At 45.0% G+C, this 20,119-nt stretch carries 18 protein-coding genes; 14 read left to right on the plus strand and 4 right to left on the minus strand.

The genetic code is table 11. The features are described from left to right. Nucleotides 1-39: 39 nt before the first annotated feature. From H5647_RS07870 to H5647_RS07885, 4 genes are all read left to right on the plus strand, one after another. The gene (locus tag H5647_RS07870) at nt 40-567 is read left to right on the plus strand and encodes a cellulose binding domain-containing protein (RefSeq protein ID WP_052691938.1); all 528 of its coding nucleotides are present in this window, start codon (nt 40-42) and stop codon (nt 565-567) included. A 99-nt stretch (nt 568-666) separates the two neighbouring features. Then, nucleotides 667-2,238, plus strand: a complete 1,572-nt coding sequence (locus tag H5647_RS07875; RefSeq protein ID WP_045857659.1) for a fused MFS/spermidine synthase — start codon at nt 667-669, stop codon at nt 2,236-2,238. 202 nt (nt 2,239-2,440) lie between these two features. Continuing rightward, complete coding sequence (locus tag H5647_RS07880; protein WP_162926325.1) at nt 2,441-2,746, plus strand: hypothetical protein; 306 nt, start codon at nt 2,441-2,443, stop codon at nt 2,744-2,746. Between the two features lie 55 nt (nt 2,747-2,801). Continuing rightward, complete coding sequence (locus tag H5647_RS07885) at nt 2,802-4,919, plus strand: TonB-dependent receptor (protein ID WP_045857663.1); 2,118 nt, start codon at nt 2,802-2,804, stop codon at nt 4,917-4,919. A gap of 70 nt (nt 4,920-4,989) precedes the next feature. Here the strand turns inward: H5647_RS07885 and H5647_RS07890 are convergent, their stop codons facing one another. The 4 genes from H5647_RS07890 to H5647_RS07905 are packed head-to-tail and all read right to left on the minus strand — an operon-like array spanning nt 4,990 to nt 9,666. After that, the gene (locus H5647_RS07890) at nt 4,990-5,370 is read right to left on the minus strand and encodes a SirB2 family protein (RefSeq protein ID WP_045857665.1); all 381 of its coding nucleotides are present in this window, start codon (nt 5,368-5,370) and stop codon (nt 4,990-4,992) included. Nucleotides 5,371-5,395: 25 nt separating this feature from the next. Further along, entirely contained in the window at nt 5,396-6,550 is a 1,155-nt protein-coding gene (locus tag H5647_RS07895; protein WP_045857668.1) for a hypothetical protein, read from the minus strand. 4 nt (nt 6,551-6,554) lie between these two features. Beyond that, the gene (locus H5647_RS07900) at nt 6,555-7,370 is read right to left on the minus strand and encodes an outer membrane lipoprotein-sorting protein (RefSeq protein ID WP_052691939.1); all 816 of its coding nucleotides are present in this window, start codon (nt 7,368-7,370) and stop codon (nt 6,555-6,557) included. Beyond that, on the minus strand, nt 7,357-9,666 hold the full coding sequence (locus H5647_RS07905; RefSeq protein WP_045857670.1) for an efflux RND transporter permease subunit: 2,310 nt from the start codon (nt 9,664-9,666) through the stop codon (nt 7,357-7,359). The genes H5647_RS07900 and H5647_RS07905 overlap by 14 nt, the downstream gene beginning before the upstream one ends. Before the next feature lie 191 nt (nt 9,667-9,857). Between H5647_RS07905 and H5647_RS07910 the strand changes: the two genes are divergently transcribed. The 10 genes from H5647_RS07910 (at nt 9,858) to H5647_RS07955 (ending at nt 20,066) form a co-directional block, all read left to right on the plus strand. Next, nucleotides 9,858-10,580, plus strand: coding sequence for a TetR/AcrR family transcriptional regulator (locus tag H5647_RS07910; protein ID WP_045857672.1), 723 nt, complete (start codon nt 9,858-9,860; stop codon nt 10,578-10,580). 518 nt (nt 10,581-11,098) lie between these two features. Next, nucleotides 11,099-11,722, plus strand: a complete 624-nt coding sequence (locus H5647_RS07915) for a thermostable hemolysin (RefSeq protein WP_045857674.1) — start codon at nt 11,099-11,101, stop codon at nt 11,720-11,722. Beyond that, nucleotides 11,719-13,278: an AMP-binding protein gene (locus H5647_RS07920; RefSeq protein WP_045857676.1), complete on the plus strand. Its 1,560-nt coding sequence runs from the start codon at nt 11,719-11,721 to the stop codon at nt 13,276-13,278. Before H5647_RS07915 ends, H5647_RS07920 begins: the two co-directional genes overlap by 4 nt. Before the next feature lie 9 nt (nt 13,279-13,287). Continuing rightward, nucleotides 13,288-14,178: a TauD/TfdA family dioxygenase gene (locus tag H5647_RS07925; protein ID WP_052691940.1), complete on the plus strand. Its 891-nt coding sequence runs from the start codon at nt 13,288-13,290 to the stop codon at nt 14,176-14,178. 8 nt (nt 14,179-14,186) lie between these two features. Further along, nucleotides 14,187-14,516 carry a darcynin family protein gene (locus H5647_RS07930; RefSeq protein WP_045857677.1) on the plus strand — a complete coding sequence of 110 codons (330 nt, stop codon included), beginning with the start codon at nt 14,187-14,189 and terminating at the stop codon, nt 14,514-14,516. 12 nt (nt 14,517-14,528) lie between these two features. Continuing rightward, nucleotides 14,529-15,437, plus strand: coding sequence for a hypothetical protein (locus H5647_RS07935; RefSeq protein WP_045857679.1), 909 nt, complete (start codon nt 14,529-14,531; stop codon nt 15,435-15,437). A gap of 11 nt (nt 15,438-15,448) precedes the next feature. Then, the gene (locus H5647_RS07940; protein ID WP_045857681.1) at nt 15,449-16,852 is read left to right on the plus strand and encodes an MFS transporter; all 1,404 of its coding nucleotides are present in this window, start codon (nt 15,449-15,451) and stop codon (nt 16,850-16,852) included. Then, nucleotides 16,849-17,415, plus strand: coding sequence for an NAD(P)H-dependent oxidoreductase (locus H5647_RS07945; RefSeq protein ID WP_045857683.1), 567 nt, complete (start codon nt 16,849-16,851; stop codon nt 17,413-17,415). Before H5647_RS07940 ends, H5647_RS07945 begins: the two co-directional genes overlap by 4 nt. A gap of 42 nt (nt 17,416-17,457) precedes the next feature. Continuing rightward, nucleotides 17,458-18,699, plus strand: a complete 1,242-nt coding sequence (locus tag H5647_RS07950; protein WP_045857685.1) for an aminotransferase class III-fold pyridoxal phosphate-dependent enzyme — start codon at nt 17,458-17,460, stop codon at nt 18,697-18,699. After that, a complete protein-coding gene (locus H5647_RS07955) occupies nt 18,696-20,066 on the plus strand; it encodes an aspartate aminotransferase family protein (protein ID WP_045857687.1) in 1,371 nt (456 codons plus the stop codon). Before H5647_RS07950 ends, H5647_RS07955 begins: the two co-directional genes overlap by 4 nt. The last annotated feature ends 53 nt before the right edge of the window (nt 20,067-20,119 follow it).

Below are 20,119 nucleotides of genomic sequence, written 5' to 3' on the forward strand. Positions count from 1 at the left end.
AAAAATCCGTGGACAGCTCTTTTTGTAGCGTTAATACTCGTGATTATTGTTAAAGTTTATGTCTTTCCAGAAAAAGCGGAAGAGGTAGATACTGTTGTTGCTGAAGCAGACTTAAAGCAACCCGCCGTCCCTATACGTGTTGAGCCTGCCGTAATCGAAAAAAACATTAGTCTTCCTGTTGTTCAAAAACCACAGCCGGCAGAGATAGCCGAAGTGGTGGAGCAAGAAGAGCCTGAATCTGAAGAACCAGAAAATAAGAATTTTGTATTATGCGAACATGTTATTTCGGGTAACTCACAATTTGAGTTTATGGGTGAAATTCGGATGACGAATAAAGGGGCAGAATCCATTTACGGTTGGTCTGTTAATTGGGAATATGAAGATGGTTCTACAATATTTGAATCTTCAGACGTTGCGCTCGGGGGGAATAATCCCTATACCGGTGAATACCTGTCTTGGAATGCCGAGATAGCGCCAGGTAAAACAGTAAAATTTAAATTCTCCGGTATTAAAGGCGAGGACGATTCGCCCAAAAACGTAAAGGTACTTGGAGAGTTTTGCATGTAAGCGCAGGTACGCTCATGCCAGATAAATACGGTTGTGGCTGCTCGGTATAGCCGCAACATAATGATAATAAAATAAACAACTATTGCTTTGGGGCTCGCCATGAAAAAGAAAATAAAAGAAGCGGCTGCACGTCAACATCAACCATTAGATAAGCTCGTGTTCTACGGTACTGTCATTATTACGGGCGGTGCGGTCATGATGGTCGAACTTTTAGGCACGCGTATTATTGGGCCTTTTTACGGCGTTAGCCTTATTGTATGGTCCTCTTTGCTCTCAGTTAGCTTGCTTGCACTCTCTATGGGGTATTACCTTGGTGGCGCTTGTGCAGATAAGGGCAAGGGTTTGCGTTTGCCGCACGCTGTTATTGCCGCTGGTATTTTAATCGCCATTATTCCTTTGCTGGGTAAACCTGTTCAATTATTCTTTGATGGATTAGGGTTGCGTTGGGGGGCGTTGTCGAGTGCGTTCGTATTGTTCACGCCACCTTTGGTTTTCTTAGGCATGGCTGGCCCATTCGTTATTCGTATGGCGACAGAACGATTGGAGAACGTGGGTTCTACGGCGGGAAATGTTTACGCGATTAGTACCATCGGTAGCGTAGTGGGCACATTGATGCTTGGGTTCTATTTGCTTCCTATATTTGGTGTTAATTCGATATTACTTTCGTTGTCGGTTGTACTTATGGCACTGGCACTTGCGTTGGTAGCTTATGAAAAATCACGCATGAATGTTAAGCACCCCGTTACACATTGGGCCGCTTATGCTGCGGTGTTAATTGCCGTGGTTGCTATACAGGCAACGGGCGTTGGTCGCCAAGATGCGGACAAAAATTTACAGGTGTTATTTGAACAAGAAACCCATTACGGATGGGTTCGCGTTGTTGACCAGAAAGATAAAGATATTCGCTGGTTGATGTCAGATGCCTCAACCATTGGTGCCGAGCATGTACCTACTGGAGCAGGGCTGCTGGGTTACCAAACCGTTGTACGTTTATTACCATGGTTTAATCCAGCTGGGAAAAAAGCGTTGTTAATTGGCCTGGGTTCTGGGCACTTAGTGAATGACCTTGCAAACTACGGTGTCAAAACCGATGCAATTGAAATTGACCCCGCAGTTGCGTATGCCGCAAACGAGTATTTTAATTTTACACCTACAGGAAAGGTTATTGTGGGTGATGCGCGCTATCGTGTTCAGCAGCTAAACGAAACCTACGACATTATTATTCACGATTGTTTTACCGGCGGGTCCGAACCTATCCATTTGCTCAGTCAGGAAATGATGCAGGAGCTTAAATCTAAGCTTAATCCGGGCGGTGTACTGGCGGTGAACTTCGTAGGCTTTACCGATAAAGCATATTTGAAACCGGTACAGTCAGTTGCACGCACGCTCGACTCGGTATTCGAAAATCGTAAAACCTTTGTTCGAACCCCAGGGGAAAGCTTTAGCGATTATATTTTTGTTGTATCGGATTCAGAGTTGAATTCGGGGCAGCACCCCAATTCCACCGTTCCTCATCAATGGCTGTCTGAGAGAGAGGTCGATATCTCGTCGGTAGGTGGTGAACTGATAACGGATGACTTTAATCCTCTTGAGTTTTTGCAAATAGCAAAGGCTGAGCACTATAGGGATATGTTGGTGGAGCGTGTTGGTCACTCAATCTTATTTCGATAAATAGAGCGTTAAGCATATGCTCCACTACACCGCTGGGCTCGGCGGTGGGCTTCCCATGCAACTCTACAGTGAACCCTTCTCTTTATTAAGTCGTTAGTCTTTCCCTTGCGAAGGTAGCGATGTGGCCGTTATACTGCCGCGCTCTGGTGAGTGTTTCGCTAGATTTCATCAAACTGCCTCATTTAATTGCCATTCTGTTGTAATGAAAACGCCAGCTAAACGACTATTGTTTGCCGCTCCCTTAAAGCTTGCGCTTGCACTACTGCTTGCAACTTTGTTTGTGGGTAGCCAATTAGCACATGCTGAGCATTTTCATTTAGAGCAGGACAATACAACATCACAAGAATGTTCTGTTTGTTCTTTGTCGGCAGTGGTTCCAGTGCCATCGCTTGTGCTGCTATTAACGTTTGCCTGTGGTGTACTTACTCTCTCTTCCTTATACCGGTTTTATCTTACCTCGGTAGATGTCTCTTCCAACGGTTCCCGCGCACCACCGATACAGCCTTAATTTTTACTGCTGCGCCTAGCAGCCTACAAAATTATTGTTTATTAAAGGTGGAATAATGAAAAAGTTATTAGTTGCGGCTGGCGCAAGTGTCAGCCTGTTTTCCTATGCCGGTTCGGAATTGAATTCTGAAGAACAACATGCTGTTGAGCATGTTTTGGTTACGGTCCCTTTTCGGCGAGTAGAGGCCGAAACAGCCTTACCGATAACGGTACTTCGTGAAGATGAACTCCAGAATCTTGCCGGGGCCACATTAGGCGAGACCTTAGCGTCACAGCCGGGTCTTGCTAGCGCTAGCTTTGGACCTGCCGTTGGGCAGCCTGTGATAAGGGGCCAGCAAGGGCCTCGCGTGGCCGTCTTGCAAAATTCATTACTCGTGGGGGATGCCTCCAATGCGAGCGCCGATCACGGTGTGAACGTAGAGCCACTGCTAGCCGATAGTATTGAGGTACTTCGAGGTCCATCTACGTTACTTTACGGAGGGGGAGCCATTGGCGGAGTCGTGAATATTATTGATGGACGTATTCCAACACAGTACGTTGACCGTGAGACAAAACTAGAGTTTCGCCACGGTAGTGTTAACGACGAGGGCGTTGGGGTCTTCCGGTTTGACGGTGGCAGTGAAAGCGTGATGTTTCACGTTGACGGTTTGAGTCAAACGACGGGGCTAATGGCAATTCCAGGAGCAGCCGAACGATTTTTGGATAATCATGAAGACGACCACGAAGACGACCACGAAGACGACCACGAAGACGACCACGAAGACGACCATGAAGATGACCACCGCGTAAGTGTTCACGAGACACCGGATGTTGGGTATATTGTTAATAGCGACGGCGAGCAACAAGCCCTCACACTAGGCGCAAGTTGGCTTTTCGATGAAGGTGTCGTGGGTATGGCGTTCAATCAGTCGAGGCGTGAGTATGGTATACCAGAAGGCGGGCATGCATCGCATGACACCGAGTATGCCGACAGTCATGATGAGGGTGACGTGCGCATTAAAATGGAACAAAAACGGGCCGACTTTAGGCTCTCTCGTACAACAACGGGGAGCGTTATTGAAGCTGTCGATTGGCAGGCGAGTTACAGTGACTACCAGCATCGCGAGTTAGAGGGGCATGCGGTGGGCACGGAGTTCAACAACACGCTTTGGCAAAACCGACTACAGTTATCCCGCAGGCCTACTGGAAACTGGCATGGCGTATTGGGGCTTCAGCAATCTCATTCAGATTTTTCCGCGCAGGGAGAGGAACGTTTTATTCCGCCGTCAAATACTGCCCAGTGGGGCCTCTTTTGGGTAGAGAATACGCATAGCCAACACACAACGCTTGAGGTTGGGTTTCGTGCAGATAACACCGTGATCACACCGGATAGCTCAGCGGTGGGCACCCAAAAGTTTACGCCTATCAGCGGGGCAGCATCTTTACTGTGGCATTTTCCGCGAGATTATCATGTGGGTGTGGCTGTGAACCATTCCGAACGTGCGCCGGTTGTTGAAGAGTTATTTTCAAACGTGGAACCATTAACGTTAAATGCACCGTACATTGTGCATGCCGCAACACAATCGATAGAGATAGGCAATCCGTTATTAAGTCTTGAGCGTTCGAATAATCTCGATGTGTCGTTTAGCTGGGATAAAGCAAAAACACAGGGGTATTTATCGGTCTATTATAATCAGCTATCGGATTACATCTACCTGCAAGCGACCGGACAATCTCAAGATGAGACGCCTATCTATGCATACCAACAAACCAACGCCCTTTTTTACGGAATAGAGTTGGACGCAACGTACCGTGTTCGTTCAGGGTTAACGTGGAGAGTGTGGGGAGACTATAGCAAGGGCCGACAAGATACGAATGACCTGCCTAGAATGCCGCCAATGCGATTGGCCACGGAGTTAAGCGGCCATTATAAGGCGTGGCGTTTTGATATTAGTGGAACACATGCTTGGGCACATAGGCGTATTGCCGAGCACGAAACACCAACCGACCAATGGACGCGTATGGATGCCGCCGTTCATTATTCAATAGATCACACAGCGACAGGCGCAGTTTTATTCTTCAGAGTAAACAATATAACCGATGCGGAAATTAGACACAGCGTATCGTTCCTGAAAGATTCCGCGCCCGAACCTGGACGATCACTGGAAATCGGGATAAGGTTTTTAATTAATTAATCGCAGTGATAGTCGCCTGCACGCTAATACAAACTATTAGGTTCTACGTTGGCGTATAGGCGACGAATGGTTAAGCAAGTTTGGTGTCGGCCAAATAGTTGGCAAGGAGAAATACCGCAATGCCAAAGGCGTATAGCGATGAACGAATAAGGAAAGGAATTTTTCGTTTTAGTGTCGGGAGTGTAATGACGATGCCAATGCTAAATATTACAGCCATGGAGGCTAGCTTCCCTGTGAGCCATATTTGCGCTAAGGGGTTAATATGAAACGTGATCGCAATATTGGCAGCGCTAAGGGCGAACATCAAAAAACAGACATACGTACTGTAGACGCTAATCGATAATACACGGCTATTTTTGATCGATAACTGAAATACCGGTATCAATAAAAACGCAAGGGCGGCAATCATTGCGCAATGCATGTGAAGTGTTTTTGCCGTCAAATAATCCATAGAACATCCTGATTGTTATCGCTTACTAAAAGTAATGGCGAAAGCTTATTCTCGCGTGACTATCATTATCAAAATAGTGAAGTGAATGTTGCTCATCAGCGCCAGGGTAAATTAGAACGTCGGCAGCCAGTCGCCAGGTATTACGCCAACGAGTAGACGCTTCAAAACTCCATGCTTGTATTCCTCTTTGATCAAAATCGTAGAGGCCTCCGGCAAGAAAACTGGTATCGGACATGTTGTTTGCAGACCATCTGGCGCCAAAAAAAAGGTCGTTTTGAAAGAGGCCTAAAGGCGTATCGTTGTTGCTCTCAACGTTATATTCTGCCACCAACCCTATGTCGGAAGATGTATCGAAAATGCCAACTAAGGTGTGCTCTAACCCGCCGGTGAAAGCGTGTTTATCTATACGTTGAATGTGTTCACTTGTCCATTCAGCTTTATACAGCGTATCGTTTTTCGCGAGTTGAATGTCACCGCCTATAAGCGTTGTAGAATAATAATTCGCCGCGAGCTGCTGGTGTTGGAGTGTAAAAGAGGGTGTTCTTGAAATGCCGTCGAAGAAAAGTACCCCTATATCGGCATCGCCTAAACTGCTGTTCCAGCGGATGGCTATATCGTCTGTTCGACGGAAATCTTCGAAAGACGTTTTCTTATCACTGCCTACTGGTGGTCGAAACCGGTCTTCTTTCATTGGTAGAGCTTGTTCTCTATAGAAGGGCAGATAATAAATATCAAGGCTGCCATTCGGTAAAAAATAGCGGAAATCCAGCAGGGCCTGCCCTAATTTAACTTCACCGTCCGGCCGTTCCATATAGTCGCTTTGATTAATAATGTTAACTCGATGCCCGCTTTCTGTTGCGCCCCAATAGACCTGCTCTATACCGATAACTACCGAATAGCTATCGGAAAAGTAATTTACCGATAGGGCTCGAACATCAATATGATTACGTTGACTATGAGTGCTCGTGCCACGAAGAAAAATGCTACTGTGCACGCTGAGACTGTTGTGAGCATATTGATGCTCTAGCTGTAATGCTGCAGAACTCTGATGGCTAAGCTGCCCCACAAACTGTGGGTCGTCAAAGAATGACAGTTGTTCGCCTTCTATGTAGGAGTTATAGAAGCCCCCAAAACTCTGCGGTGAAGCGCCCAATAATAATATAGTAAGCCAACGCTTCATAATTTTAGCGCTGCCGGCTCATGGTATCTTTACGGAACATGTTTTCACTTAAACCTGCTTGAAGTTTTAGCTGGTTGACAATCATGCTGGTGCTTTTTCCCGTTTGATTATTTTCCATTTCCATACGAAAAGCACGCCAATATTTATCGTTGATATGGCGGTAGTCGGAAAGCGTCAACGTTTTAAGAAGCGTGCCTTTTCTATCAAAATATTCCGCCTTCATAAGTTGAAAGTTCTTAATATCTAAGTGGTTTACAATACGGCTATAGCCAGAGTGATCATAAGTAGGGAAGGCCGCGACTACGAAGTGGCTGTTTTTCTCGCCCATATAAAAATGATTGTACTTGTCAATTTCGAACGAGCTTAAATCTTCATAGGAAAATTCACTCCCCATAAACGGGCCAGATTTGTTTTTAGAGGCAATGCGTTTGGTCCGTTTTAGCTGCGGAAGAAACAACCATTGCTCATCGGCGCTATGAACATGGGAGTAGTTTAGAAAAGCCGTGCCGCGTATATCCGCTGGTACGTTAAATAACGTTAGCGATTTGTTCCCGTCACCGTCTATCTCAAATTCGCTGATAGATAACTCTCTAGTGCTCTGGCCGCCATTCTTGTTGCGTAGAGTCATAACATATTCGCCAATCCCGGAGTGCCAGCCGGAACTCATTTTCTTTCTCTTAATCGCCAAATCCAATCCCTGATTTTTCATTGTCTCGGTGTATTGGCTGTTATCTTCACCGGCAAACAATTGTACGGATGCCATAATAAATAAGAAAAGTAAGTAGAGTTTGTGAGACATTTTTGCGTTAGGCTTCAGCATTTTTTACAGCTCCTGATTCCGTTAGTTCAATGACGGGCTTACCGTTGTAGGTATAGTAAAGTGTGATGGGTATGAGAATTAGATCGATCAATAATGCGACGATCAAGATTGCTGTTGTAAGCAGCCCCAGATTTTGATTGACCAAATAAGTGGATCCCGTTAAGACTAAAAAGCCGGCCGATAAAATAATGGTCGTATTGATTAGCGCAGGGCCTACACTTTCAAATACATATTCGATTGCTTGCTGCGCGTTCATTCCTTGGTTAATGCCGTATTTGAACTTACTAAGGAAGTGAACAATATCATCGACAACCACCCCTAGAGTCATGCTCGCAACAATACTTAAGCCAAGATTAATTTCACCGTTATACAACGCCCATAATCCGAAGCAAACAAGAGAAGGGGCTATCATGCCAATAAGCGCTATACCCCCGAGCCGAACTGATTTAAGGGGAATAATTAGAAGCGCGGAGATCAAGACAAATGCGATAATGGTTCCCATGGCAATGTTAGTAATATTGCGTTCGCTGATATGTGCAAACATGAGGTTAGGGCTTGCGGCAGACATAGTAATACGGTTGGCGTTATGAGAAATCCAATCTTTTGCATCAGCTTCGATACGCAATAAATCTTTAGAGCCAATGTTTTTGAATATGGCCGTTGCTCTCGCAGCGGACTTATCTATATTAATGCGGTTATTCATATCTAAACCATAAGGAAGAGACATTTCTAACAGCAGTAAGTATTGCGCGGCCATCGATTGATTATCCGGAAGCGCATAGAACTCTGGGTTATCAGCGTGTAAGTTTTTGTTTAGCTTCTTTATAGTATCGGTATAGGTTGCAACGTAAGCGACTTCTGCTTTAAGCCGTAGCCAGTTGCTAAAAGATTCCGCCTGCCTCATAAATTCAGGGTCGACAATACCGTTTTCAGATTTGCTATCGAGTTTAAAGTCCATAAATACGTAACCACTTAAGTTTTTCTCCATGAATTCCGCAGAAGCGCGGAAGGGTACTTCTGGAGCAAAATAACGTACAGCCATATCGTCAACAGTATTTTTTGGAATGAGGTAACCACAAAATCCAATACCCAGTAAACATACAGGCAATAAGATGTGTCGTTTGGAAATGGTAAAGCGAGAAAATGCGAGTAAGCGAATTTTGCTTGTTTGGCTTTGTGATTTTAGGGGTAAAAGTACCAGCAAGGCTGGAAGGGTGAATACGGCTAAAAATGCGGCAAAAAATACACCAAAGGCAACCATGTTCCCCAAATCTTTAATGGGTGGTACTTCCGACGTATTAAAACTGAGAAAACCAATAATAGTGGTGACGCTGGTTATAATGACGGGCACAAATGTTGTACGCACGCCCATTGTTACCGCTTGTAGCTTGTTGGTGCCTTGTTGGCAATGACGCTGGCTGGCGAAGATAATGTGCACGCAATCGGCAATGGCGAGCGTTATAACAATAAGCGGTACGTTCACTGTCGCCATTGAAATGGACATACCGGCCCAACCTGCAGTACCCATTGTGGCTAGAACAGACATTATCACAATAATAAAAGCCGAAATTGTGGCAGATAGCGAACGAAACACTAGCGCAAGCACCACAAAAATGATCAATAACATTAATGGTACTAATGTTCCTATGTCGGCTTTAGAGGCGGTATTTAAATTGTAGTTAAGCATTATTACCCCGCTAAGGTGAAAGTCGATATCGGGGTTAGTGGCTTTTAATTCATCTAGAGTGGCGAGTAGGTATTCAGCGATCTCAGTGACTTCAGTAGATTTATCAATTTCCGGTAGGTTAACGGTGATATTGATTGCCGAGACATGAGCCGATGGTGATAGTAAATAGTTTTTTATGATTGGGTCGCTAATCGCAATTTTTTTGCGTTTAGCCATTGCCGTGGGATTAAGTGCGTCTGGGTCTTCTATAAAATCTTCAACGATTAAATCGTCATTCAAGCCATAGGTATATTGATAGTTAGTGAGCGACTCAACCCGCGTTGAGTAGGGTGTTTGCCAGGCTTTTTCAGTGAGCGCGGTAATAAGCGCCAGTCGTTCCGGTGTGAATATTTGCTTATCGTGAGGGGCAATCAATAATACAACGTTATCCGTTTTACTGAAGACGCGTTGTAGCTCTTCGAACGCGTTTAACTCAGGGTTTTCGTCACTGAAAAATACCCTGTAATCGCCGCGGAACGTTAAATTTCCGGCGCCGACGGTAAGCCCCGCAATAATAATGACACTAATAACTAGGGAGATTACCGGTCGGCGAGCAGAGAAAGTAAACATGGCAAAACCTCAATGTTTATCTGAATTGCAAAAAGGGTGGCGCGCTAAGCGTTCGATAGGCATGATTATCTGAACGTATAAATTAATTGTACAATATAAGGTGACTAATCGTCAGTTTATATTGTTCGTTTTGAGCGCGCTACACTAAGCTTTAAAATATCAACCAGTATCACGTTAGGTGGAGTTAACAAATGGCTAGAACGGAAAGAACACCCGAAGAGGTGGCGGCAAGAGAATATGAACTGTTAAATATTGCCTACGACATCATAAAAATAGATGGGGTGTCGGCACTCACAATGGACAGAGTTGCGAGCGCCTCCCCTTATTCTAAAGGAACTGTATATAAAGATTTTTCTGGAAAGGAAGATATGCTCACCGCGCTATGCTTGAGGGGGCTCGATATTCAGTTGGCTCTCTACCAGCGTGTGCCCGATTTTCCGGGTTCATCACGTGAAAAAGCGTTAGCGTTGTTTTATGCGTACCAACATTATGCTAAAAAGTACCCCGTTCTTTTTCGTTGTGTATTAGATGGACTATCGTCTTCGGTGTTAGAAAAAACACAAGAACACCGCTTAGTGGCGCGTGCGACAAAAGAGCGGGAAATTGCCGCTATCTGTGATCGTGTTGTCGCAGAAGCGCTTGTAAATGGGGATATTAGTACCAGTACGTATACTGTCGCTCAGCTTACCTTCGCCAATTGGGCGATGGGTTTCGGTACCGCGGCGTTGCAAATGGCGGCTCAGAAGGCATTTAGTGTTTCGCGTATAGAGCTGGATTCTACGCTCCTACTCAATGCGAGTTTAGTGATGGACGGCATTGGGTGGCAGCCACTTTATTCTGAGTACGATTACCAATCGGTCTGGGTAAAAATAAAAGAATACTTCGAAGGTTTGCCAGAATATCAGGTTATCTAAAGGTTAAACGCGCCAGAAAAGGCTCGTTCAACGTCCAAGTAAAAACGCAAAAAATTAATTTTTTGCGTTTTTTTTTCGCCCAAAAATACCATCGCTCTAATTTTCTTTTTTCAAATCCTATTTCCATCACATTAATTATCGCTATGAGTGTGCTCATAAGTTCCATGCGCCAAAGTGTTTTTTTAGCTGAAATATGTAAAAAGAATGATAAAAGTAGGAGGCGACAAAGCATACCTAAATTGTGTGATAGCGCACAAAAAGGACTACCACCACCCAATAGAATGACGGTTCGTTACTTTATTGAAATATTTTGTATAGACTATTGCACCGTGCTCAGAGCATGCGCTCCTTACAATTTTTATAAATTGTGCGTAAACGGCATGTGCTGTGCTAGGGCCCCGAGACTCGGGGAGGTGGCCACGATGGCCGAGAATAGCGTTCATTTCGCGATTTTGATGAGCTTTTTGGGTGGCGGATAAAGGCCCCTAAATTTATATGTGCGATGGAGATGGATTTTTATGCAACTTAAATTAATCAATCCAATGGCTGTTGAATGGTTGGCGGCTGTTGATCTTGTTCGGAGTAAGTACCAGGCAGTATTTGACGCCGATATTCTGCCAAACCCTGACAATTTTCTAGCACTCTACGACGACGCAGGAGAATTGCAGGCGTGCTGCGGGATTACGTATGCCAGAGGGAACAAAATGTTCTCCGAACAGTACCTCGATATGCCAATCGAAAAAGCCATTGCAGCCAATTGTGGAGAAAAGGTGGAGCGCGACCAGGTACTCGAGGTTGGCTCGTTAGCAACACATTCGCGCTCGGCTGGCACAGAATTAATGAAAATGATCCCAGTCGTTGTTTGGTCGCAAGGAAAGCGCTATGCCGTGCTTACTGCCACCTCTCAACTGGCTCGGATAATGCGGCAAGTGGGTGTCCCTGCAAAACTAATTGCCCATGCATCAAGTGATCGCTTAAGCGATGTGGATCGCGAGAAATGGGGCAGCTATTACAAAACCAATCCTTTTGTTTGTTACGTTAATGTAGGTTCGTTAAGCGGTGGTTTTTTCTCAAAGGTAGGCACGTATTCCTTCAGAAATATCGATATAGAAATCGTATCAGCCAATAAGGAAATTGCATGAGCTTTCTAAATCGAATTATCGCTACAGCAATACAGCAACCGAAGGCTGTTGCGATTACGGTTCGTAACGAAAAAGGCAGTGTGGAAAAAAGCTACTCTTATGAGCAAATAATCAACGCCGCATATGTTCTCGCAGGCCAACTGATTTCGCGCCAATTAAAAACCCGTGATGTACTCACAGTTGGGGTCTTAGCCGGTAATTCAGCTGCGTGGGTAGTCGCTGATTTGGCGCTACTGTTGGCTGGAATTTGTGAAGTTCCAATTCCATTAATGTTTACAAAAGAGACCGCTATTAACCTGCTGTCGGCAACGAACTTTTATGTCTACGACAAAGAAGGTGAAGCCCGTCTAGCGCAATGGGGTGATGATTGTAGTGATGACAGCTCTATTGGTATCAATGTAGACGCATTAGTTGAGGCCGGCAATCGTCGTGCTGCTGATAACGCGAAGGTTTCATTTTCTGAGGATTGGGTGTGTAAAATCATCCACACATCCGGCACAACAAGTTTGCCAAAAGGGGTCAAAATTCGTTACGAAGGTCTCGATATACTATTGGATTCCCTTACTAAGCGTACCGAGAAAACGCACCATAGTCGTTGCATGTCCCTAGTTCCGCTTAGCCTTTTGATTGAACAGGTAAGCGCCGTTTATATGACACTAATGCATGGTGGAGAAATTGCATTTTCAGCGCCAGGGCTAGGACTTTTGGGCGAGAAATCTATTCGCTCCGAAGACTATCTGGCCCGAATTAAAAATTTTCAACCTTCTACCTTAACGCTCACACCGGCATTGGTTGATGCCTTGTCGTTAAAAGCAAAAGCGGCGTCTGTGCAGGGAAAAAATGTCATTGAAACGCTTTTTGGTACACAAAATATCCCTTTTCTTGCGTGCGGCGGAGCACCCACCAATATCGATAATCTTAAGTTATTGGCGTCCATGGGAATTCGTGTATTTGAGGGCTATGGCCTCAGTGAAAATTCGTCTGTTGTAAGCTGGAACTACGCCGCTAAGCAAAAAATAGGTTCGGTTGGCAGGCCACTAGACCATGTGAATGTCACCACCAATGAAGACGGAGAGCTGCTGGTAAAAAGCGGCTCCATTTTTGCCGGCTACACACAGAAAGATCCGTCGGCTTGCGATCTGACTGACGATGGGTGGCTAAAAACCGGCGATATCGCTCGTATAGATGATGAAGGTTTTATCTTTATAAAAGGTCGAAAAAAACACGTCATTATTACCGCAAACGGACGGAATCTATCACCAGAGTGGGTAGAAACGAGGTTTTCAACGGTTTCGGATGTTAAGCGCTGCGTGATTTTTGGCGATGGACTCGAAGATGTTCATTGTTTAATCGTGATGGATTCGACGTGCGTTGATAGCGAAGTACTAACGGCCGTTAGACAATTTTCAGAAGAGTATTTGTCAGATATTGAACGGCCGGATTTTTTCCATTTAATGAACGTTGATGAAGTTGAGGTCGCAGACCTTTGGACGATTACCGGTCGTCCTCGTCGGCAGGCTATTCAGGAACATCTATTGTCATCGGCGATTGCGTAAGGAGCTGGTATGTTAATCATTGATAAAAATCCGCTAGTAGATATAAAGGAAAATATTGTCGCTAACCCCAATAATGCGCGCGTCGATGACCTCGAAAAGACTGCATTATTTGAAGCGTTAAGTACACATGGCTACCTAATTTTACGTGGTTATGAGGCAACGTTAGCTGATTTTAACGGCTTCGTAGAGCGGGTTAGCGCAAGTTTTAGCCTAGATCCCGCACGAGAGTTTCACGGCAACGTCGCGCAAAAAGTGGACGCCGGGTTCGATGAAGTCGGGTTGCATTGTGAAAACGGCAATAGCCCTTTTTGGCCTGATTTGGCTTGGTTCTACTGTCAAGTTGCGGCCTCCCATGGGTCACAAACGACTGTTTGCGACGGTAGAGAGGTGTGGCACGGCCTTAGCGATTTAACGCGCGAGCTATTTCTAAAAAACGATATTGTTTATTCGAGAAAAGTGGAAGAACGTGCATGGAAAGAGTTTATCTATCATTCAATGGGCGGCGCGCTGAGCCTTGAGGCAATAACGTTAGAGCACTTACATGGCCTCATTAATTCCTCGCCCACCGCCAGTATTGATGTGCTTGAAAACAACGCAGTGCGTTACTACTATCGAACGCCCGCGGCAAGGAAGACACTTTTTTGCGAAAATCTATCCTTTGCAAATAGCATTCTTGGGCCTTCATACAACTACGAGACACCCAAAATTGAATTTGTTAATGGCGAGAAAATTACCGAGGAAGTGATTGCTGAAATACAACACGTAACCTCAAGTAAAACAAAAAATATAGATTGGAAAAATGGTGATATAGCGATAATTGATAATACGCGCGTTATGCATGGCCGAAGAAAAATAGAAGATAGTAAAAGAGAAATATACAACGCTCTAAGTTATATATAAGGAAAAATATGAAGTTCGCAATTATATTGAAATATTCTTTTACAAATAAATGGTTCAATCTGACTCGACCGGAAAGGCAGGATTTTGAGTTGACGCATATCTTTCCACTGATACAAAAATATGCGGAAGAACTAACGGTTAGAACATTTGATTCCGAAGCATTTGAATCGAAGTTTTCCGATTTTGCAATTGTAGAAACGCAGAACTTAAAGGCCCATACCCATTTTATGGATGACCTTAGAGATTCTCCTCTCATTGCCCACGGCTATGCCACTTTCAACGATATCTTTATGGGTATTGAAGATGGGTATAAAGAATACAATCAAGAGACCAAGTAAGGGATTTACATTATGAATATCACATTAGATAAAATTACCGAAAAAGCCCATATCAATACATTGCACCCGAACGCTCTCAATTGGCCTGAAAAAATTAGCGACGAAGAACTCGAACACCTTTCGCTACTCACCTTTGATGATAAAGATCATCCCTATGAGTCAATGGCGTACATTACCAAAGAACTCGCGCAGCTTGCTGAAATTGAAAAGCACGTAACCGGCGTAATGTCTATTGTGCTCTCGGAGTTACAGGGGCATGAAGATCAAGAACTAAATAATGGTTACTCACTTCATAATGCGCTTTCGTGTTTCGCCGCAGAGGAATTGCTACATGCCAACATGTTCTATCGTTATGTTCGGTTGTTGAGTAATACGGATTTTAAATATGCGGAAAACCTCTATTCGCAACGTGTAGGTCTCTACGAAGGTGACGATTCTCCGTGGGTAAAATTGGCTTCACTTTGTTGTTCTGCCTATATCGGCGAGTCGGTAATCACGGTATTTGAACACCGTTGTAAAGCGTTTGACCCAGAGAGAAAGTTTTTTATAACCCAGTTGCTAGAAGCGCATGGGCTGGATGAGGCGCGACATATACAAATAGATCACTTCGTTTTCGAACACGTAATTCCGAAGCTTACGCCCGCCGAATTCCGAAGAATGAAACAGATGGTTAATGCCACCGAAGACTTGAATACCGAATTGTCTATGCGTTTTGGTGAGTTTGCAGCGAATACTTTTAAGTGTGATTTCATTACCAATAATTCAGCGTGGTCTCGACAGGTAGATCTAACGCTTTCTTTTAGGGATATGGTTTTTGGCGGCGACAAAATTCAGCAAGTGGACGCCGCTATGACGGACGAACAGCGTGAAAAAGTGAAGGATTTTTGCCTGCAGTCAGTGGTCCACCTAGAGTCTGCATAAGGATTATACCTATGTCGGTTGAAATATTAGATCAAAAGTCGTCACTCAATCATCTAGAAGAGAGAAGAGTATCACCACTATTGCTGTTTTCCGTGATGTTTGCGCTTTTCCTTGCGGCGATGGACAGTACCGTTGTTGGCACAATATTGCCGGTGATTAAAGCGGAGTTTTCAAATTCGTCTTTGTACCCGTGGTTAATGAGCGGATTTATTCTTAGCTCTATATTGTCGGCCTCCGTAAGCGGATTACTGGCTGATCGGTTTGGTGAAAAGTTCGTAATGGTGACAGGCATTGCGATCTTTATTCTAGGTATGGCGCAAGCATTAGCGGCTTCGTCAATGATGTTGCTGGTAATGTCGAGATTAGTGCAGGGTGTTGGAGCCGGTATGATTACGGTCATGGCCTACACGATTGTAGGGCATCTATTCAGCGCCGAAAGCCGAGGAAAAATGCAAGGCGTGCTGAGCCTTGTCTGGGGATTGGCAGCCATAATCGGCCCGGTATTTGGCGCTGTTTTTCATGAGCAGTTTGGCTGGCGATATGTCTTTCTCGGGTACATTCCTCTATCGGCGATTGCGCTCGTTATTGTAGCTGTTATCTATAAAAGAGATGGTGCCGGTGGTGGTAGTTCATCACTGAATATTCCGGTAATTTTAGCGTTTACCGCCGGCATAGGCGGCGTCATGCTCGCCATTATGTGGGTTGGCGAAAAAAATTATTTGCGCGCATTGGCGGCTTTTGGCGGCGGGCTTACCTTGCTTTTCGGTTATGTTCTTCTCGTAAAAAATCGAAAAGATAAAGAACTGCTTCCCCGTGAAGTAGTACTCACGTGCCCGTTAAGATGCGCCGCACAATTAACCTTTTTAGCATCCGTAGTGTTGTATGCGTCTGTGGTAGTGCTACCACTTTTTATGGCCGAAACGGTTAGCGCTTCAGCGGGATTGGCTGGTGCCGTAATTGCAGCGTCATCGTTAGGTTGGGTTGTGGGTGCTGGAGTTTCCGGCGGCATGGTACACAAACGTGGGTATCGAGCCTTGTCGGGGTTTGGCGCTTTATTGTTGGTTGTTGGAACGGGTATTCATGCCTTTATACCGCTCGATGCGGATGTGTGGTTGCGCATCGTTGGCCAATTCTTTATAGGGTTAGGTATAGGTTTTTGCGCGGCTATTAGTTTGGTCTTTATACAAAACCGTGCGACCAGCGAAAATATGGGACGGTATACAGCTGCCGTGCAGTTATTTAGAAATCTTGGTGCTGCAATCGGGATAAACGCTCTAGCGGCGCTGTTGTTGTACATGGGCACTGAGGGCGGGGACGTCCGAGCGTACGCCCTATGCTTCTACACACTCTTCGCAATCGCAGTCCTTTCATTATTCCCAGCGCTAGGATTACCCGAAAAAGAGGTGAAGGTATGAATGTAGTGGTAATTAATGCAAACCCCAAAAAAAACAGTTTTTGTCACGGTTTAGCCAGCGCTTACGCGGACGGGGCCAGAAATCGCGGAGACGACGTCACCGTCATAACGTTAAGTGATCTACAGTACGATCCGGTACTGCGAACGGGGTTTGATAAAGACGATATTCTCGAACCTGACTTAAAAACGGTTGAGGACGCTATTGCGTGGGCTGACCATATCGTTTTTGTCTACCCAAATTGGTGGGGTGTGATGCCTGCAATTTTGAAAGGTACTTTAGATCGTGTTCTTAAACCGGGGTTTGCCTTTAAATTTGAAAATGGTGGCGTAATTCCGCTTCTTCGCGGTAAGACTGCATCCTTGTTTATTACGATGGATGTACCGATATGGGTATACCGCTTTATACACCATAACCGTGGTGCGAAATTGATGCGCGATAACGTGCTTAAGTTCTGCGGAATAAAAACGAGAAAAATAAAATATTTTGGTCCAATTCATTCTTCAAGTGAAAAAAAACGTGAGTCATGGTTAGGGACAGCTCGAGCGTTGGCCCTCACAGCCTAAACAATAGACCCAGCGCGGATATCAATATTAAGGGATTACAGTATGGCGACAAAATCTGTGGCGTTTTCGAGTCTTCTTGCGGACTATAAAAAATATGCCCCTGCGTGCGCGGGCGAAGTTATTGATATCGTGGAGTCGGGAGATGGATGTTGGGTTAAGAGTATCACTGGGAATCTCTATCTAGATTTTTCCAGTGGAGGTTTTGGTTATACCGTTCCCGAAATAGCGTCTCCGCTTCGCGCCCAAATGAAAAAAGTGGCGTTGTCTAGCCGGTTACTTATCTGCCGGTATGTGGGCGAAGTTGTATATAGGCTACAGGATATGGCGCCTGGACGCCTAGATACTTCGTACCTTTGCAATTCCAGTGGTGAAGGTTTTGAAGGTGCAATAAAACTGGCAAAAGGTCTTTACCCTGCACGAAGAAAAGTAGTGGTAATAGAGCCTTGCACGGGGTGCACGTTAACCTACGGGTGCCTAGCGAAAGGTGCGGGTGCTGGTTTGTTAGAGTCACTCAATATTGACGTTGAGCGGGTAAATAGCAACGTAGATAATATATCGAACGCGATAGATGGAGATACGTTATGTGTCATATTTGATCCCATTTTCACCGGCGAATATTTGGCGGTTATGAGCGATCGAATACAGGACACGATACATGAAAGGGCCAAGGAAGTAGGTGCGTTATGTGTCGCGAACGAATCCGCGACGGGCTTTGCTATAACGGGAAAAACCTTCACCAGTGAACATTTAAATTTCGTTCCTGATGTCATTGTCTTCGGCACGCAGCTCGACGGGGGCTGCGTCCCTTTTGGCGGCTATATTACAACATCTGAATTAAATGAGCGTGTTTACGGTCTTAAAAACCCTACCTTGCATGGCAGTACAACAGCGGCGAATCCACTTGGCTGTATGGCCGCTTGTTTAGTATTGGATTATATTAAAACCCATAATTTAGTTAATCGACATGTACATTTACAGGCGCTAATTGAATCCAAATTAGTCGATATTACTGAGACTTTATCCGTTCCTTTATCGTGGTCTTGTATTGGTAGTGTGCTATCCATCGATCTAAGTGAAGCGCTACACCCTAGCCGCGTGAACGCCGTATTCGAGGCGTGCAGTCAAGATGGCTTGATGCTTGAGTGTTTCAATAGAACCGTACTGCAGTTGAAAGGCGCGTTAATTGTTGGGGAGGGCGAATGGATCGCGGCGCTAGACGTTATCGAAAGCTCGCTCCGCAAGGCAACATCCGAGCAGGCGCAGAGGGAGGCAGAGGTCGTATGAACAAGCTAAATGATCGTGATCAGGTGGTTGAGGCTTGCGAAAAATATTGGAATCCGGCCGCGGCCGCTCTCTATCGCATTAGCCATAAAACGTTGGAATCTCATGCAAAAGGTAGCTGGGTATATGACGAAAACGGAGACGCGTATTTAGATTTTGCGTGCTCATATGGTGTGTTCGTAGTAGGGCATGGCAATCCAGAAGTTATAGAAGCCGCAGACAGTCAAATACAAAAAATAGGCGCTAAAGTGTCGAAATTTCCGAGTGTTGAAAGTATTACGCTTAGGAAAGCAATCGCTGAAAGTTTACCAGAAGACTTAAACAAGGTTTGGCTGGCTAGCACCGGAGCAGAAGCGTGCGAAATAGCGATGCGTGCAGCCATGATAATAATGGCACCGCGTAAAAAATTAGTGGTAATCGAAAACTCTTATCACGGTAAAACACTAGGGGCATTAGGTTTTCTTGGCCAAACAGCACACCGATTACCTTTTGGCGATTTAATGTCACATATTGAGTACGTACCGTTCGGCGATGTGGCAGCCATTTCGAGCGCCATTGATGACCAAACCGCCGCTGTATTGGTAGAGCCCATATTGGGTGGGCCGTTTCTTCAAGTTCCGCCTCTAGGTTATTTAAAAATCATTGAGTCTCGTTGCAAAGCGACAGGTACGTTGTTTATTGCAGATGAAATTCAAACGGCATTCGGTCGTGCGGGTAAGCTCTATGCTATCGATTACGACAACGTCGTTCCAGATATGATCTTACTTTCAAAGGGCCTTACTGGCGGCGCGACGCCTTTTGCCGCGTTAGTTATGAAGGAAAGCGTGCACAATAGTCTTGGTGAAAGCGAATTCTACGACGAGCGGCTGCTGCAATCTGAAAATGGCGGAAGCCCCTATGCTTGTAGCGTCGCCTTAGCGGCCATAAATTTTATCACCCGTAATAATTTAATATTAAAATCCGATGCGTTAGGGGCAAGACTTTTAACAGGACTGCATCGCATTGCCAAAAAATACCCAAAATTTATTATAGAAGCGCGAGGTGTGGGCTTAATGACAGGCCTATGCGTTAGAAACTCTGCGATTGAAAGCGCGATATCGATGGTGCTAGGAAAAAAGAATGTGCATACAGGGCATTCTCTAAACGAAACCATTGCGCATCCTGTTCTACGCTTCTACCCCCCTCTTACCGTTACGCCAGACGAGATCGACTTGTGCCTTACTAAGCTTGAAGAGACTATGGCGCAACTTAGCTGTAGGCCTTTTCTAATGTTTAAAGTTCTAGATGTGATCGCGCGGCGGCAGTACAAAATTCCATCAAAATATTTATATAAATTAACGGGTATAAAACCAATCTATACATTGGGTTAACGTTTAATTCATCGCTTAGTGAGGGCTGGAATGGGCTCGCGGGCAGTTTGAAA

It is taken from the genome of Teredinibacter purpureus (genome assembly GCF_014217335.1).
Lineage (GTDB): Bacteria > Pseudomonadota > Gammaproteobacteria > Pseudomonadales > Cellvibrionaceae > Teredinibacter > Teredinibacter purpureus.